This is a genomic window from Kistimonas scapharcae, assembly GCF_039540975.1.
GTDB classification, from domain to species: domain Bacteria; phylum Pseudomonadota; class Gammaproteobacteria; order Pseudomonadales; family Endozoicomonadaceae; genus Kistimonas; species Kistimonas scapharcae.
In genome coordinates this window covers 1-16,669 of record NZ_BAABFL010000131.1, presented here as the reverse complement: position 1 = coordinate 16,669, position 16,669 = coordinate 1, and the positions used below count along the sequence as shown (strand labels likewise).

The following is a 16,669-nucleotide window of genomic DNA, read 5'->3' as shown; positions in this document are numbered from 1 at the left end:
ACAACTTTTTGGTCAAAAAGTTCCCGAATCCATGATATTTTTGGCAGAAAAACACCACAGACAAAACAGGGATTTAGCCGTCAGGCAATCCGGGTTTGTCAGGCCGTTGCAACCCGACAATAATTAACCTCAGACGATCTGTAATATCCCCGTCCCAAGCCGTACCGGAACCTGTAGCCCTTCATCAGGCTCTGCCCGATCCGGAAACCCGGGTTAACCACCAAGAGAGTCCTGCTATTGGACGGATTAAGGTATTATTGAAGAGAAACAGCTCAGGGAAAACGATCTTAATGTCAACCGCAGTGAACAAGCTAAAAGTCGCCGCCAACCAGCTCTCTGCCCGCCAGACACCGGCAGAACTGGGTTTCAAGGACACCGACGAGCTGGAACCTTTTGTCGGCACGCTGGGCCAAGAGCGGGCTGTCGGCGCCATCCAGTTCGGCGTCGCCATGCAGCGTTCCGGCTATAACATCTATGTCATGGGGGAATCAGGCACCGGTCGGACCTCCTATGTACGGCACTATCTGAAAAGTGAAGCCAAGCGGATGGAAGAGCCCTCGGACTGGGCCTATGTCAACAATTTTGATAATTCCCGCGCCCCCTCGGTGCTGCAATTGCCAGCAGGCACCGGCCAGGTGCTTCAGGCGGATTTCGATACCCTGATTGACGGCCTGCTGGACACCTTCCCGGCCGCCTTCGAACACCCGACCTACCAGCAACGCAAAAGCATTATTGAGCGCAACTTTAACAAGAGTTACGACCTGGCCATTGATCGGGTGGAACAGGAAGCGTTGCGCCGAAACATCGCCCTGTTCCGGGAAGCCGGTTCCCTGACCTTCGCCCCCATGAACGAAGGCAAGGCGATGGATGAAACCGAGTTCGCCAGACTGCCCGATGAGGAACGGGAACGTTTCAACAACGACATCACTGAACTCGAAACCCTGCTCAACGACGGGCTGGCCGAACTGCCCCAGTGGAAACGGGAATCCAGTGAGGAGCTGCGCAAACTCAACCACAGTACCATCGACAAGGCACTGGAGCCGCTGATCAAGCCGCTCAAGAAAAAGTACAGCAAACACAAGGATGTCCTGAACTACCTGGCCGCCATGAAGCAGGACCTGCACAAGGTTGTGGTCGAAATCCTGGCAGAAGAACGGGCCATCGAATCCCGTGATGACGGCAGCAAACGTGCCCAACTGGAAGAACAGTATTCTCCCAATATCGTCGTTGGACACAAAAAGAAATCACCGGCGCCGGTGGTGTTTGAGTCCCACCCCAACTACAAGAACCTCTTTGGCCGGGTGGAATATGCCGCCGAAATGGGCGCCCTGATCACCAGCTACCGGCAGATTTGCCCCGGCAGCCTGCACAAAGCCAATGGCGGTTACCTGGTGATTGAAGCCGCCAAACTGCTGGATGAGCCGTTTGTCTGGGAAGCCCTGAAACGGGCACTGAAAGAAGAACAACTGAAAATCGAATCACCGGCCGCCGAACTTGGTCTGGTGAACACCATTACCCTGACCCCGGATGATATCCCCCTGAACGTCAAGGTCATCCTGATTGGTTCTCGTCAGATCTATTACCTCCTGCAGGAACTGGATCCGGATTTCCACGAAATGTTCCGGGTTCTGGTGGATTTCGATGGTTATCTGGAACGCAGCCCGGATACCATCCACGCCTTTGCCCGCCTGCTGAAAACCCGGGCGGATGACGAAGGCTATCCGGCACTGACTTCCCAGGCCGTTGCCCGCATGGTGGAACACAGTTCACGCCTCGCCGAACACCGTGGCCACCTGTCAGCCCATATCGGTAACCTGTTCGACCTCTTGGCAGAAGCCGATTTCATCCGCCGTATGGCCAAAGGGCGGAAGATCACTCATCACCACATCAACAAGGCGCTGGAAGCCAAGGCGGAACGCACCAGCCGGGTCAGCAAGGAAATCCAGAAGGAGATGCTGGAAGGCAGCATCCTGATCGACACCGAGGGTACGGCCATCGGCAAGATCAATGGACTGACCGTCCTCGCTGTCGGCGATACCAGTTTTGGTTCACCGGCCCGTATCACTGCAGCGGTGTACCCGGGTTCCCAGGGTATTGTCGATATTGAGCGGGAGGTTCAGCTGGGTCAGGCCATTCACTCCAAGGGGGTCATGATCCTGACCGGTTACCTGGGCGCCCGCTATGCCCAGCATTTCCCACTGGCCATCTCTGCCAGCCTGGCCATGGAGCAATCCTATGGGTATATCGATGGCGACAGTGCATCACTGGCCGAACTCTGCTGCCTGATTTCTGCCCTGACCGAAATCCCGATCAATCAGGGGCTGGCCATTACCGGCTCCATCAACCAGCATGGCCAAGTACAGGCCATCGGTGGTGTGAACGAGAAAATTGAAGGGTTCTTTGATCTCTGCAAAGCCCGGGGGCTGAGTGAATCCCAAGGTGTCATTATTCCCGCATCCAACGTCCGCAACCTGATGCTCAAACCCGAGATTCAGGATGCCGTCCGTGCCAAGCAGTTTACGGTTTATGCGGTATCAGAGGTAGAGGAAGCCCTGGAGATCCTCTGCAGCATGAAACCCGGCAAGCTCAACAGTCGTGGCAAATACCCGAAAGGCACTATCAACTACCGGGTACTGGAACGGCTTAAGGAAATTGCTGAACTCGCGAAGGATACCCACTGAAAGTGAGCCATTGACACGACTTAGCTTGTCATCCTGACCGGAATACGCCGGCGACCCCAGTCGCCGGCATTCGGTTCAAAAACGCCCGGCAACTCAGCGTCGCAATGGTTGCAACAACCCCTATCATTCAATTGCCAATCGCCCAGCTGATACCAGTCCCGTTCAATCAACCGCTCTCCGCAAGCATGGCAATAGGTGCTACTGCCGACGGGATCATGCACATTACCGGTGTAGCAGTAGCGAATGCCATTTTGCATCGCTATCTTTCGTGCTCGAGTCAGGGTTGCTGCTGGGGTGTTGGGCTTGTCCGTCATTTTCCAGTCTGGGTGGAATGCTGAAAAATGTAATGGCACATCAGACCCAAGATGTTCAACGATCCAGCCCGTCATGGCGTCCAGTTCCGCATCGGAGTCATTTTCATCCGGAATCAGCAACGTTGTGATCTCGAACCAGACAGAGGTTTCCTGGCGGAGGTAAATCAGTGTATCCAATACTGGCGCCAGTTCCCCTCCACAGATTTTCTTGTAAAAACGCTCCGTAAACGCCTTAAGGTCAATATTGGCAGCGTCCATGTGACGGAAGAAATCGACCCTCGGCTCATCACAGATATAACCTGCCGTGACCGCTACTGAACGGACGCCGACCTCGTGTCCAGCCTGGGCCACATCGTTCGCATACTCAAGGAAAATAATGGGGTCATTGTAAGTGAATGCCATACTTCGGCATTTCAATTGAACGGCTGCGGCGGCAAGTCGTTCCGGCATGGCACTGTCTGCCAGCGAATCCACCTGCCGGGATTTACTGATATCCCAATTCTGACAGAACTTGCAGGCCAGGTTGCAGCCTGCCGTACCAAAGGACAACACCGGCGTCCCGGGCAAAAAGTGATTAAGGGGTTTCTTCTCGATGGGATCAATACAGAAGCCACTGGAACGGCCATAACTGGTCAGTACAATCGCGTCATCCCGACGCTCCCGCACAAAACAGAGCCCCTGCTGCCCCTCCCGCAGCTTGCACGCCCGGGGACAAAGGTCACACTGTATTCGCCCGTCTTCCAGCCCATGCCAGTAACGGGTCGGAAATGCCGATGGCGGTACGATGGATGCCTGAACCATGGCCATTCCCTCCTTAGAGTTTCCTGCCACTAAGCATTAGGCAAAATGCCCGGAGATGCAAAAACCAAATGCCGTTAGTCCGCCCTGGCATGATCAGTAAATAATCTGATGCGTTCACCCAGTGACGGTTATACTTAACCATGCTCGACAGACCGGGGGCCTGCTATGAGAACACGACAACCTGCCGTGGCGGGAAGCTTCTATCCTGCCAACACCGAAAAGCTGGATGCTGCGATTGCCACCTTCCTTGCCAATGCGCCGAAACGGGATCTGTCGCCCAAGATCTTGGTGGTGCCCCATGCCGGCTACATCTATTCGGGGCAAACAGCCGCGTCAGCCTATCGCCTGCTACAGGAACAGGCGGATACGATTCGTCGGGTCATTCTTCTAGGCCCCAGCCACCGTGTTCCCTTCCGGGGGCTGGCGCTGCCGGACTGCGAAACATTTGCCACACCGTTGGGTGACGTCCCGCTGGACACCCAGGCCATGCAGGCTCTGCTGAGTCTCGGGCAGGTACAGGTTCTGGATGCCGCCCATACCATGGAGCACTCACTGGAGGTTCAGGTTCCCTTTCTGCAGCGAAGCCTGAAAGATTTCCACCTGGTGCCACTGGTCGTAGGTGACGCATCCACCATAGCGGTGGCGGAAGTACTGGAAGCCATCTGGGGCGGCGATGAAACCCTGATTGTGATCAGTACTGATCTCAGCCATTACCATACATACGACGAAGCCTGCGCCCGGGATGCCGCCACGGTCAAAGCGATTGAACAACTGACCCCCAACCTGACCGGCGGCCAGGCCTGTGGCTGCCGACCACTGAATGGCCTGCTGGAAGTTGCCCGACAGCGGGGCATGCAGGTATCTACCCTGGAAGTCTGTAATTCCGGTGATACCGCTGGTGATAAAAACCGGGTCGTAGGTTACGCCGCATTTGCCCTGCAATAACGGATAGAACAGGATAACGCCGGCCTGAAAGGAAAACACGATGTGGACAGAAGAAGACCAGGCGCAATTACTGGCCGTTGCAAGAAAGAGTATCGAGAACGGCCTTCAGTCAGGTAAGCCACTGGTACCGGAAACTGAAACAACGTCCAATCCGTTACAGGCTATCAGGGCCAGCTTTGTCACACTGACCCTTAATCAAAATCTCCGCGGCTGCATTGGCTCTCTGGAAGCCTATCGTCCTCTGATCAATGATGTCGCCGCCAATGCGTTTTCCAGTGCTTTCAAAGACCCACGCTTTCCCCCGGTCTCAGTAGAAGAACTGGAAAAGATTGCAGTAGAAATTTCAATCTTGTCGCCCATGGAACCGATGCAGGTCAACGATGAACAGGATTTGCTCGAACAATTGCAGCCCGGCATTGACGGTCTGTTAATTGATGACGGCTGTCACCGTGCAACCTTCCTTCCGCAGGTCTGGTCACAATTACCTGAACCCTCACTGTTTCTTAACCATCTGAAACGTAAAGCCGGCATGCCACTGGAAAGCTGGCCTGACACCATGAAGTGCTATCGCTATCACTGCGACAAGTTTCGGGAATCAGCCAGGTAATCTATCTAACCGGCCAGTTTCTGTTCCTGAATTCGTATCATCAGCGTTATCTCAAGCGAAAATGTGCTTGTTAACGGGCATGCATTCCCCCTGGCTGGCTCAAGTCATCGCCCATCAGATAACGACAAAAGGCTGAATTCGCCGTACATCCACGGTTAATTGTGATAATACCGGGTTGGATTATGAAAAAAGCATCTATGAATGTTTCAACCACATTGGCGGTATTCTAAGGCAGACGATCATACCATGATCGTTTGGCAGGCAGGATGCGTCAGAGATTCCGTATTTCCTCACTGACATTCCGGTAGGTTTCAGCCAACGCCGCGTAAAGTTCGTCGAAACAGTGGTCATCATGGGTTCTGGCATCGGCTTCCAGTTCACCCACCGCCCGAACCAGATCTGCCGCGCCAATCACCTGGCTGGCACCCTTGATCCTGTGTGCCAGTTCCGCGACCTGACCGATATCCCGCTCCCCGATGGCTTGTTCCAGCTGCTGGATATCACTGTCCGTGGTTGCGACAAATTGGGCGAGAACCTCACGGATCTCCCCCTCATCTCCAAAAAAGTCCCGTAGCATCTCCATATTCAGCATAACGTACTCCCTGTACCGCCAGAAAACTGATCCTTATGCTGTAAGGCCTAGTTACACTATAGCGCCCTGAAATCGGTGCTTCGGGAAGAAAAAATGGCTTATCGCCAATCACCATAAAACCGGCTTGAAGACCATCAAAAAGAAGATACCCAGCATGCTGACGAAGGCCGCCCAGCCCAGAGCGTACCAGTAGCGCATTAAATACCGGTGGGGATAATTGAAACCATCGGCTGCAACGTTGGCCTTTGCCGAGTCTCTGGCAATCCGGCACTGAATCCAGACCACTGGCAGCCAGCAGAGACCTATAACGCCATACAGCGCAATACTGAGGAGAATCCATGGACTGGAGAGCGGAAAACCGGCCAGCCAGACCATCGCAAGCCCCGTGAGAGGCTGTACAACCACTGCGGGTGTCGTGAAGCACCAATCCGCCAATACCACCTGTCTGGATATCACAGCCACTCTGCCAACATCCCCACTGCAATCCGCACGCCACATGAAAAAGGCACTCCCTATCCCTGTGCCGAACAACACCGTGGATGACAGGATGTGTATGAGTTTCAACAGCAGGTAATATTCCATGGCGCAGTCGCCCTATCGTTGCTTTTCCATGACGCCGCTTATTGCCAGCAAGACCAGCAAGGGAAGGTTCTTGGCGAGGCCGCCGAGGGGGGACAACCAATAGTCTAGTGCCTGGACTGCCAGTGCTGCAGTATAAGCCATCACAGAGAGCGCCATGCATCCCAGGACAAGACCGCGCCAACGTGTGGCCCACACCGCCAGTCCCAAAACGATATCCAGCACACTGGTCGCCAGCACCAGGGCTCCCTGAAATGCCACAGGGATCTGCAACGCATTGAGAATCGGCGCAAAACCATCCTGCCCGTGCACCAGCCCTGATATCCCGGACAATATCCAGAGACAGCTCAGCACAAACAGCATGACCGGACGAATTCCGTAAAGGCGGGCATGCCAGCGGTCCTGCACGAAACTGGATGACAACCGCAGGGTTTCAATGACCGACCGCGGCTGTATCCCCGTGTTTTCCTCTCGTGCCGTAGTGGCGTCTGCCGGCACCGTATTACCTTGTTCCAGCAAGGTATTGACTGTAAGCCCCATGGGCCCATGACCAAACTGCTCACCCAGTTGCACGGCAATCCGTACCAGGGACAACGGTACAGGGATGCAGAAACCGGCTGGCAGCTGCAGCCACTGCCGCTGCGCAAGGACAAAATCCCGTAATGTGACCGGTTCAGGACCCGCCGCATATAGCAAGGCTGTCTTGGCATCCCCCTTATTCTCTGCCTGATGCACCACAATGCTGGCCAGATCCTCCAGTAGCACGGGCTGAATTTTCTGTTCTCCTTTTCCCGGTAAAAGCACCAGCCAGGGAAGCGCTGAAAGCGCCCTTAATAACGATGTTCCCCCATAAGAACCCCGCAAGGACACCACAACGGACGGTCGAACCACTGTGCAATCAAGACCCGACGCCAGCAACCATTCATCAAACCGGTGTTTGCTGGCTATAAAGTCGGATGTCTCAGCGTCACCCACAGCAGAGATCTGCACAAAGCGTTTCACGCCACAGTCTAAACAGGCTTTGGCCAACGCCTGCGGTGCCTGAAAATGGATACGCTCATAGTCGCCTGAAGTGGATTCACGCAAAATACCAGCGCAGTTGATGACCCCATCCACATCCTGCAAATAATCCTTCCACTCCTCAGGATCAAGGCACTGATTGAAATCCATCGGAATAGCCGTGACTTGATTAACCGGGAAACCGGTGTGTCCCCTGCGGCTTGCCAGCACCAGTTGATGGCCCGCCTGCAGCAACTGTTCCACGATCGCACTGGCAATAAACCCATTGGCACCGGTCACAAGAAATTTCACTGAGCCATCCTTAGTTCATCGTTTTGTTTACAGTGTATGCAAGACTTGCTGTAAACAGAAAACGACACGAAATCAAAATAAGCATTTAAGGAAATTATTAAGACACGTCCTTCAAATAGCACGGGTGATTCAATCTTACCCAACTATTATCAATCACTGGATTTACTGATAAATTGCCCTCGCATATCCCCTCGTTTTCTTCACTCCCAGAGAGTCAAATCATGAAAGACACAATGACCGCCTTCGCTGTTCAGGATGCTATCGAGTGGTCACTGTTGCATGGCATGGCTCTGAAAACGGCCAGAGACTCTGCCACCCATTGTGCTTTCAGCTTTGCGCCAACCCTGATACAGCAAGAACGGTTTGAGTTACTGAAAGCCATCGTGCCTCTGATGGGTAAGCTGATTCACGGCGTCTCCGAAGATCATGAATTCCTCAGAGAAGCGATAAGCCCGCTCTGCAATGCAGACCCTTTCTTTGCCAGTCTGCTCGCGCTGCATCAGGCTATCCATCATGGCCCCATCCCTGCTGAGCGCATTCCCATGCTGCTCATGCGAACAGACTTTATGGACGATGCTGAACGCGGCCCCCAGCTGATCGAGTTCAACGGCATTGCCGCAGGTATGGGACCTTTTGGCCAGCGTGCCCATGAATTGCATCATTATCTTGGCTATCAGTGGCCATCTGTTTTTCAGCACTGGTCAGAAGATGCGTCACAGGAGCTCGTGCCTAACCATTGCATTGAACATCTCGCCAAAGGCATTGCCGGTGCAGCAAAAACGGTCCGGGCACAATCAGGAGAAACGGGGCAGCCCCTGTTTATCATGGTGGTTCAGCCCGATGAAGATAATGTCTATGACCAGCACCTGCTGGAAGAAGCGATTCAACAGGAAGGCGTCAAAACGGTCCGCAGAACCTTCCGGCAACTGTATGATCAGCTTTCATCTGGAGAAAACCAACGATTATTGTTGAATGGTTTGGGCGGTGTTGATGCCATCTATCTCCGGGCCGGCTATCAGTACTGTGACTATGTGGCCCACGATGTAGACGAAGCCCGCTGCTGTGAAGCCCTGGGCAAAACCCGGGTGATGATTGAACAGCACCGTGTGACGATCAATGCCACCGTCAGCCAACAGCTGGCAACCAGCAAGCGGGTACAGATGCTGCTCTCTTCCATGACGATCGAGCAGTTAACCGCTTTTGGACTGACCGACGATGAGGCCACTCGGATCAAACCATTTCTGGGCGAAATGCGTCCGGTTGATCATGAAGCGATAGCCAGGTTTAAGCATGAGAATCCCCATGACTGGGTACTGAAAAACCAGGGCGAAGGCGGTGGCCACTGTGTCTTTAACGACGCGATTTTACCTAAGCTGAAAAGCCTGAAGGCTGAAGACTATTCCGCCTGGTCACTGATGCGACGACTACACCCAAGGCATCGCTCACAACCTGCACTAGTGGTACGTCGAGGTGAGGCAACCACCGTCGATGACCTGATCAGTGAAATTGGCATGTTTACCCTGCATCTGAATGGCCACTCCCTCACCAGTGAGATGGGTTATGCGGGCTACCTGATCCGCAGCAAACCATCATCAGTTACGGAAGGGGGCGTACATAGCGGACAGGGAGCGGTTGACTCATTGGCTTATGGAAACAAGCCATCAGCGTGAAGCACTTGATGCTATTTGGAGGAGTGTTGATTCGCCTGGCAGGGGTCAGCAAGCTTATGATCAGCCACAGGGGCTCTATTCATGCCCCTGTCTTCATGAGCTGTACAAATCCTGAACAAATAGCACGAATCAATTCCGTACGGGAGAGTTCCTTTACCCTATCACCTTGCTGATTCACAAAAACATATCGGTCATCACTGCGCAAAACGGCAGACAACTTTGCCCTGATTTGTTCACCATTGCGCTCAAGAAGTGTCACCCACAAGCCGGGCTTGAACTGATCAACCTGTTTACCCACCTGCATCCGCTGTTTACGCGTATCAATGGTGCGCTCAATAGCGTTCTGATTGTCCGATGATGCTTTGGACTCAGCAGAAGTACCGGAATGTTCCTCACATTTATCCTTATCAGATTCCTGAGCCGCTTTGGTCACAGGGATATTTGGCTGTTCTTTATAAAACCTTGTCAGCCTCTGAAGCTGCTCATCAATGGCGCACTTATCAAAACCAATACTGTCCAGTGACTGACGAATCACAGCAAACAGCTTGGGCAGCACCTTTTCGCGACGTTCCTGCTGAGTCAGCCGTAATGTGGCTATGAGATAGTCGAGCGTTTTAAGCCCCCGTTGCCAGGCATCACTGCCATCCCCCTCTTTCAGGTAGACAATGAACAGGTAATGCCCCCAAGAGCCATGCATAAAATCGAGCACATGCTCAGGCAAAAGCAAACCGTTCAGAACAGTATCCAAATGGTTACGAATCAGCTCCTTTGCTGAATCCGCTCGCTGTTGCGCCTCAGTCGTTTGTTGCTGTCGCCTCAGTAGGCGCTGTTGACGTTGCTGTTCCAGCACAAAACGAGTGTTGAAATCTATCAATACCTGTTCAAATACGCTGGTATCGATCACGAACTGATCCTGAATTGCAGCAACCGCCTTTTCGACCAAACGATGCAGGGGATCAGGCGAAGCAACATCGCCCCGGCACTGTATACCCGCCCTGCCCAGTTCATTGAGCAGCTTTCTGGCCGGGTGAGATTCCCTGGAAAATGCCACGCCATCAATCAAGGCGGCCTTGAGCAGCGGGATCTGCAGCTGTTCCAGCAAGGTTTTCACTGACGGAGACATGGCAGATTCAGCCAACACCACATCAAACAGTGTGGCGACTCTTCGTACCGTGTCATCCGCATTTGTCGACATCTCTCGGTAATGGCCGATACTATGCGCCTGCTGTATCAGATATTCGAGTCGACTCTCACCGACCACGGCTGACTTTCCCATAATGCTGACAACATTGGCTGAAGGTATCGGTGTATTTAATTCAGCATTGGCCATGCCCGTGTCTCCCGGCGATTACACTGCAGTGGTCATTCCTTATTCCGGTTTATGCCTCAAACCGACCGTTATTTTTCCACCAACAGGTGCTGAAGACAGCGACATCGGTCTCATTTCGGAGGAAAACCCTGTATTTTTTCGGGCAGGCGTTTTCAGGTACGCATACTTCACCATTGTTCACCCGGCAACCAGTGATTAGGATTCCCCGCCTCACACCGAACCCGGAGCTCCACCATGACCGAACCTCGAGGCGAACTGTCCCTGCGCAACCTGGCCATGCCCGCTGACACCAACCCCAATGGCGACATCTTCGGCGGCTGGTTGCTGTCCCAGATGGATATCGCAGGTGGTCTGGCCGCCAAGGGTCGCAGCCATAGCCGGATCGCGACCGTGGCGATTGAATCCATGAGTTTCCACCAGGCCGTTCGGGTCGGTGAGATCGTCTGCTGTTATACCGATATTCTGAAGGTGGGAAGAACCTCAATGCGGATTCGCATCGAAGTCTGGACCATGGGCATGCCCTATAACCAGACCCGGGCCAAAGTGACGGAAGGGATCTTTACCTATGTGGCCATTGATGAAAACGGCAAGGCACAACCGGTGGATCGCGAAGAAGCCTGATTAACCCTCACTGTTCTTTTTTGCTTCATCCACCAGCTTCTTGGACTGTTCCATGAACTGCTGGAAAGAGTTGCGGCGAAACAGCTCTTCGAATTCTTCCCGCGTGGTTTCCTCTGTCCCCTCACCCGCCTGGGTCGCATCGGCAGTGTCATCGCCATCCATCATATTGGCGAAGGCATCCGCATCGTTCTGATCGACCTGGCCGGTGGGTTTCCCGGTCGATCCAGGTTGTCCGGAGGGATCAACTGGCCCTATCGGACCATTATTATTTACCTGCGTCATTACCCCTCCCTCCTGATTCACAAAACAATCCGTTCTTTTCTCTTGAGCTTTGGCGTGTGAGCGGTATGTTTAATGGTTAATAACCTGTAGCCGAACCACAGGAAAAGATTGTGTCTTTTTGCCTGTTGCTACTATAAGGATAGTTGTCAGCCGGTCGGATCATGGCGTCAGGCATCGCCTTGTTATCCACAATCCGCATAAAAAAGACGATAGTTAAAACCTTTCAAGCGATCACCGTAAGGGGAAACACAGGCATGTCACACGGCCATTCACTTCGCAAGTCGCTTTGCCTTTTGCTGCTTTGTATTACTGTCTCTCTAACCAGCACCGGTAGCGTCTTGGCTAAACTCTCGGGCAGCCATCTGGTTCGGGGTAATGCGGCAGAGCCTGAATCGCTTGATCCGCAACAGATACACAGCCTGCCAGCCATCAACATCGCCAATGACCTGTTTGATGGCCTGGTGACCCGGGACCGGGGCTGGGATATTGTCCCGGCCCAGGCATCACGCTGGGACGTCAGCCACAACGGGCGGGTCTGGACCTTTCACCTCCGACAGAGTGACTGGTCCAATGGCACCCCGGTGACCGCCGAGGATTTTGTCTATGCCTGGCAACGGGCCGTGGACCCCAAAACCGCATCGCCCTATGCCTGGTACCTTGAAATGCTCGGGATTACACATGCCGGTGCCATTATCCGGGGAGAACTCCCCCCCTCCCACCTTGGGGTTACCGCCACATCATCAGACACTCTGGAAGTCACACTCGACCGGCCCCTGGCCTGGTTTCTGGAAACACTGACACATCCGGTCATGTTCCCGGTACCCCGTAAAACGGTTCAACTGCATGGTGAGAACTGGATCGACAAAAGCAATATCGTCAGCAATGGCAGCTTTACCCTGTCTGACTGGGTCGTCAATGAACATATTGTGTTGACCGCCAACAAGCGCCACCCAGCATATAAGAACCTGAAAATCTCGCAGGTTTCCTACCTGCCCTTGACCTCGCCCTCTTCGGAATACCATCGTTACCAGGCTGGCGAGCTGGACATCACCAGTGGCCTCCCCGCCAACTTCTATGCCCATATCAAGAAAAAGCAGGCCGCAGAGATCCAGCTGTCCCGTTTGCTGGGCACGGAGTATTACGCCTTTAACACCCGCAAGGCGCCGTTCATGGAAGCCAATCTGCGCAAGGCTCTCGCCTATGCGATCGACCGCCAGATTTTAACGGACAAAGTCCTGGGTGAAGGGCAAATCCCTGCCTATACATTCACACCACCCTACACCTCCTCCATGCCGGATTACACACCGAATTATCAGCTCATGTCGTCAGAGGAAAGACTGGCCGCGGCACGGGAACTTTATCGACAGGCAGGTTATTCCAGTACCAACCCCCTGAAAGTCAGCATCCTCTATAACACCAGTGAATCACGGAAGAAGATCGCCATTGCCATCGCACAGATGTGGAAGCAGGGTTTAGGGGTCGACGTGGAACTGGTTAATCAGGAATGGAAAGCCGCCATTGAATCCATCAAAACCGGCCAGTTTGATCTCGCACGCGCCAGCTGGATTGCCGATTTTGATGAAGCATCCAGCATGCTGTCGATCTTTGCCAGTGACCACAGCAGTAATAAAGCCCGGTTTCATTATCCTGAATACGATCGGTTAATGACCACGGCATTAACCACGCTGGATATCCATAAACGGGAAAAACTCTACGAAAAACTGGAAGGCATTCTGAACCAGGAGATGCCGGTGATCCCCCTGTATCACTATGTGACAGCACGCCTGGTATCGCCCCGGGTCGGCAACTACTACTCAAGTCCGCAGGATCAGGTCTATACCCGGCATTTGTACCTTAAGCAATAATCGTTCATGTGTAGAGCGGAGTCAGCGGCAGCCTCTGACTCCGCGCGAGATTACCAGGTCAAAACCGCAACAACAGCAAATACGGCCACAACCAACACGCCATGGATGACATCCTTACGGTCTTCCGTCTGAATCTCCTGAAGAAAGGCCCTTCCCGCATCCATTTCAAGCCGTTGCATATCATTCAGATCCAGCGCCAGGCTGCCTGTTGTGCTTGAAAACAGATAGTGTTCTTGATGGGTTTTCTCATCTTCCACCCGTTCCAGCGTGGAGAGAATCGCATCATCAATCGCCTGATCCTTTGGCATTCTTCCGTGCAGCACCGCCATAGTGGCATGATGGGCAACCCGCTGAACCAGCGACTGCATCTGGATATCAGTAATCATGACAACTCCCCCCGGACTGATTGGGAAAATGTGCAAAACTGAAACGCCGCAAACACAGTCTGAACCTTGCCGGTAGCAGGTAAATGGCACGCCGAAAAGAAAAATATCGTCCAGCCATGCAAAGAAAAGAATGCGTGTAATAAGACCGTAAAGCCGGTCATGCCCCTGCCGACAATCAGGGTATAACAGTCTGGAGATGGATAGTCATGAGCGGCGAACAGTTTACCCTGACCATCAGTCAGAGCGCGTCCGATAATGGGGATTTTGCTATCCATTTCTCTGAGCAGGGCAAGAAAAAGAAGGAAACGCAGCTGGTCCAGATCCAGTTCAGCGACATGCCCTGGTTCGACGAAGCGTTCATGGATGAATTGGTCGCGTCCGTGGCTCGCAAGCTGGCAACACGCATCATCGACAGCAAAAGCCAGTCAGACAACAAGAACAGCAAGGCCACTGAGGCCAATGCCCGCCGTATCGTCAAGGATGTTCTCGAAAAAATGCGCAAGCATCAGTAAGCTTCCGCTCTCAATCCGATGCCGGTCACGGGCCGGCAGCCATCTCCCAGAACGCCCCAGAGACTGATCAGCAAAAACACGGATAGTGGCCAACGAACAGTTCACGTATTGTGCCGAACAGCCAGTCTCCCCCTTACCAATCGCTACAGAGGCCAACCGACAGGTTACTGACAACCCGTCACCACGCGCTTATGGATCTGACCCGCTACGTCAACACTTTTGGCAATTACCTCCGGCAAAAATACGGAGAGCCGATTCACAAACTGTCCGTCAACGCAGACTTCACCTGTCCCAACCGCGACGGTACCAAGGGTATTGGCGGCTGCAGTTTCTGTAACAACAACTCATTCAGCCCTGCCTCGACCAAGGCTGGCTCCGTGACCGCGCAACTCCATGCCGCACGTACGCGTGTAGAACAGGTGCGCAAGGCTCGTCGCTTCATTGCCTACTTTCAGTCCTATTCGAACACCTACGGCGAGATTGAGCGCCTGAAAGCGCTCTACGATGAAGCACTGGCGGCTGATGAAATTATTGGTCTGGCTATCGGCACCCGTCCCGACTGTGTACCGGATCCTGTACTGGCTCTCTTGGCTGACTATCAACAACAGGGCCACGAAATCTGGCTGGAACTCGGCCTGCAATCCAGCTTTGATACATCGCTGGAACGCATCAACCGCGGCCATACATTCGCCGATTACGAGGATGCCGTGCAGCGGGCTCACCACTTTGGCCTGAACCTGTGCACCCACCTGATCATGGGTATTCCGGGGGAAACCGCCAAAGACACCCTGACCAGTTACCAGCGCGTGCTGGATCTGGGCGTCAAAGCCATCAAGATTCATCCCCTCCATATCGTCAAGGGCACGCAACTGGCCCGGGAATGGAAGCAGGGTCTGGTGCCCGACCTGACCATGGACGATTACGTGAATACGGTGGTAGAAATCATCAAGACTGCGCCTAAAGAGCTACTTTTCCATCGTCTGACCGGCTCTGGTGCACATCAGTATCTGCTGGCGCCTGACTGGGTCAAGCACAAATGGGATATTCTGGGCGCGATTTATGCGGGTTTGGTCAACCATTGAGTCAGAGGCATTTAAGTCGGTAAATAGTGCATTAAATCGGTAAACAGGTGCAATTAGTTAGAAAACAAGTGCATTAAGTTGGCAAAAAACGACAAATAATCGTCTACACTACCTGTCCGTTATCAACAGGTAGTGAAGTTTTTTATGCCTAGGAAAGATATAAAGCATTCGCCTTATTCCAGAAGCGAGAAGCAACTTACACGCTGGCTTGAAGAGCAGAAACGTGGCACGGGGCATGGTTTGGAATACATTCCCGGCCTTTACACCAATGAAATCGAATCCGCTAAGAAGAATAATTTCAAGGAGCGAGTTTCAAGCAATAAGGCTTACGGGCGTGATATGCAACTGGCCTCTCATACAGAGCATAAGGTTCTCCGTCATTTAGATTTAGCCAAGAATGTTATCGAAATTAGAGAGCAGTTTCCCCTGAAGCGATCTCTAACCCTTGCCATTGCGGAAAAGCTTAAAATAAAGCATCCCAGTCAGACTGATTATAATACGAAAAAGCCCTTTGCTATTTATATGACAACTGATTTTCTGGTTACTCTTTTCAATGAAAACGGTCAGAAGTATCTTCTTGCTGTTTCAGTGAAACCCACCTCAGAACTTCGTGATAAACGAGTCTTGGCAAAGCAAAAGATTGAATATGCGTATTGGTCTCTTCAAGGAATCAGATTTTCAATTATTACTGACCAGTCTTTTGATTCTGAAGTTAGTGATAATCTGGAACTCATCCATCAAAGTTACTGTACAGTAGAGCAGAATAAACTTTCTTTGCCGGGAAATGTAAATATTGACGTCATTGAACACCATATTCTAAGCACTATAAAGTCAGCATCTGACAATGAAACCATTTCTGAAATGTGCAAAAAAATAAATACACACCATGGCTGTGCTCCTGGGGTTGCCCTAACAATTTTTTATCGTATGATTTCCGTCAGAATGATTGATGTAAAAATGAACAAATTATCTATCGGTGCACAAACAGACGTGCTGTCACTAAAGAAATACCTGATTACCACCTAACATAAGCCATTCTCCCGTCTAAACTTACGACACTGGTTTTCCCTGGGTTAGGAGACGTGTCATGG

At 52.6% G+C, this 16,669-nt stretch carries 16 protein-coding genes; 9 read left to right on the top strand and 7 right to left on the bottom strand.

Features of this window, described 5'->3' with window-relative positions; translation table 11 throughout:
• The first annotated feature begins 290 nt into the window (after nt 1-290).
• Nucleotides 291-2,681: a Lon protease family protein gene (locus tag ABD892_RS08870; RefSeq protein ID WP_345195169.1), complete on the top strand. Its 2,391-nt coding sequence runs from the start codon at nt 291-293 to the stop codon at nt 2,679-2,681.
• A gap of 20 nt (nt 2,682-2,701) precedes the next feature.
• On the opposite strand, the gene amrS is transcribed toward ABD892_RS08870, so the two are convergent.
• The gene (gene amrS, locus ABD892_RS08865) at nt 2,702-3,796 is read right to left on the bottom strand and encodes an AmmeMemoRadiSam system radical SAM enzyme (RefSeq protein ID WP_345195168.1); all 1,095 of its coding nucleotides are present in this window, start codon (nt 3,794-3,796) and stop codon (nt 2,702-2,704) included.
• Nucleotides 3,797-3,961: 165 nt separating this feature from the next.
• Here amrS and amrB point away from each other — a divergent pair, with 165 nt between their 5' ends.
• Both amrB and amrA read left to right on the top strand, forming a co-directional pair.
• A complete protein-coding gene (gene amrB, locus ABD892_RS08860) occupies nt 3,962-4,741 on the top strand; it encodes an AmmeMemoRadiSam system protein B (RefSeq protein WP_345195167.1) in 780 nt (259 codons plus the stop codon).
• 40 nt (nt 4,742-4,781) lie between these two features.
• Entirely contained in the window at nt 4,782-5,348 is a 567-nt protein-coding gene (amrA, locus tag ABD892_RS08855; RefSeq protein ID WP_345195165.1) for an AmmeMemoRadiSam system protein A, read from the top strand.
• Nucleotides 5,349-5,619: 271 nt separating this feature from the next.
• Here the strand turns inward: amrA and ABD892_RS08850 are convergent, their stop codons facing one another.
• The 3 genes from ABD892_RS08850 to ABD892_RS08840 form a co-directional block, all read right to left on the bottom strand.
• Nucleotides 5,620-5,940, bottom strand: coding sequence for an Hpt domain-containing protein (locus ABD892_RS08850; RefSeq protein ID WP_345195163.1), 321 nt, complete (start codon nt 5,938-5,940; stop codon nt 5,620-5,622).
• Nucleotides 5,941-6,048: 108 nt separating this feature from the next.
• The gene (locus ABD892_RS08845; RefSeq protein WP_345195162.1) at nt 6,049-6,522 is read right to left on the bottom strand and encodes a DUF2269 family protein; all 474 of its coding nucleotides are present in this window, start codon (nt 6,520-6,522) and stop codon (nt 6,049-6,051) included.
• A gap of 12 nt (nt 6,523-6,534) precedes the next feature.
• Complete coding sequence (locus ABD892_RS08840) at nt 6,535-7,830, bottom strand: SDR family oxidoreductase (protein ID WP_345195161.1); 1,296 nt, start codon at nt 7,828-7,830, stop codon at nt 6,535-6,537.
• A gap of 221 nt (nt 7,831-8,051) precedes the next feature.
• On the opposite strand from ABD892_RS08840, the gene ABD892_RS08835 reads away from it, so the two are divergent.
• Nucleotides 8,052-9,500, top strand: a complete 1,449-nt coding sequence (locus ABD892_RS08835; RefSeq protein ID WP_345195160.1) for a glutathione synthase — start codon at nt 8,052-8,054, stop codon at nt 9,498-9,500.
• Nucleotides 9,501-9,579: 79 nt separating this feature from the next.
• On the opposite strand, the gene ABD892_RS08830 is transcribed toward ABD892_RS08835, so the two are convergent.
• The gene (locus tag ABD892_RS08830) at nt 9,580-10,830 is read right to left on the bottom strand and encodes a DUF1631 family protein (RefSeq protein WP_345195158.1); all 1,251 of its coding nucleotides are present in this window, start codon (nt 10,828-10,830) and stop codon (nt 9,580-9,582) included.
• A gap of 234 nt (nt 10,831-11,064) precedes the next feature.
• On the opposite strand from ABD892_RS08830, the gene ABD892_RS08825 reads away from it, so the two are divergent.
• Nucleotides 11,065-11,451, top strand: a complete 387-nt coding sequence (locus tag ABD892_RS08825; RefSeq protein WP_345195157.1) for an acyl-CoA thioesterase — start codon at nt 11,065-11,067, stop codon at nt 11,449-11,451.
• Here the strand turns inward: ABD892_RS08825 and ABD892_RS08820 are convergent, their stop codons facing one another.
• Nucleotides 11,452-11,733 carry a hypothetical protein gene (locus tag ABD892_RS08820; RefSeq protein WP_345195155.1) on the bottom strand — a complete coding sequence of 94 codons (282 nt, stop codon included), beginning with the start codon at nt 11,731-11,733 and terminating at the stop codon, nt 11,452-11,454. It lies immediately after the preceding gene.
• A gap of 338 nt (nt 11,734-12,071) precedes the next feature.
• Here ABD892_RS08820 and ABD892_RS08815 point away from each other — a divergent pair, with 338 nt between their 5' ends.
• Nucleotides 12,072-13,598 (top strand): peptide ABC transporter substrate-binding protein, encoded by a 1,527-nt coding sequence (locus ABD892_RS08815; RefSeq protein WP_345195154.1) that lies wholly within the window; start codon nt 12,072-12,074, stop codon nt 13,596-13,598.
• A gap of 50 nt (nt 13,599-13,648) precedes the next feature.
• Here the strand turns inward: ABD892_RS08815 and ABD892_RS08810 are convergent, their stop codons facing one another.
• Nucleotides 13,649-13,984, bottom strand: a complete 336-nt coding sequence (locus ABD892_RS08810) for a hypothetical protein (protein WP_345195152.1) — start codon at nt 13,982-13,984, stop codon at nt 13,649-13,651.
• A gap of 206 nt (nt 13,985-14,190) precedes the next feature.
• On the opposite strand from ABD892_RS08810, the gene ABD892_RS08805 reads away from it, so the two are divergent.
• The 3 genes from ABD892_RS08805 (at nt 14,191) to ABD892_RS08795 (ending at nt 16,604) form a co-directional block, all read left to right on the top strand.
• A complete protein-coding gene (locus tag ABD892_RS08805) occupies nt 14,191-14,496 on the top strand; it encodes a hypothetical protein (RefSeq protein ID WP_211826520.1) in 306 nt (101 codons plus the stop codon).
• A 191-nt stretch (nt 14,497-14,687) separates the two neighbouring features.
• A complete protein-coding gene (mnmL, locus tag ABD892_RS08800) occupies nt 14,688-15,578 on the top strand; it encodes a tRNA modification radical SAM protein MnmL/YtqA (protein ID WP_345195150.1) in 891 nt (296 codons plus the stop codon).
• A gap of 144 nt (nt 15,579-15,722) precedes the next feature.
• Entirely contained in the window at nt 15,723-16,604 is an 882-nt protein-coding gene (locus ABD892_RS08795) for a TnsA endonuclease N-terminal domain-containing protein (protein WP_345195149.1), read from the top strand.
• Nucleotides 16,605-16,669: the final 65 nt, after the last annotated feature.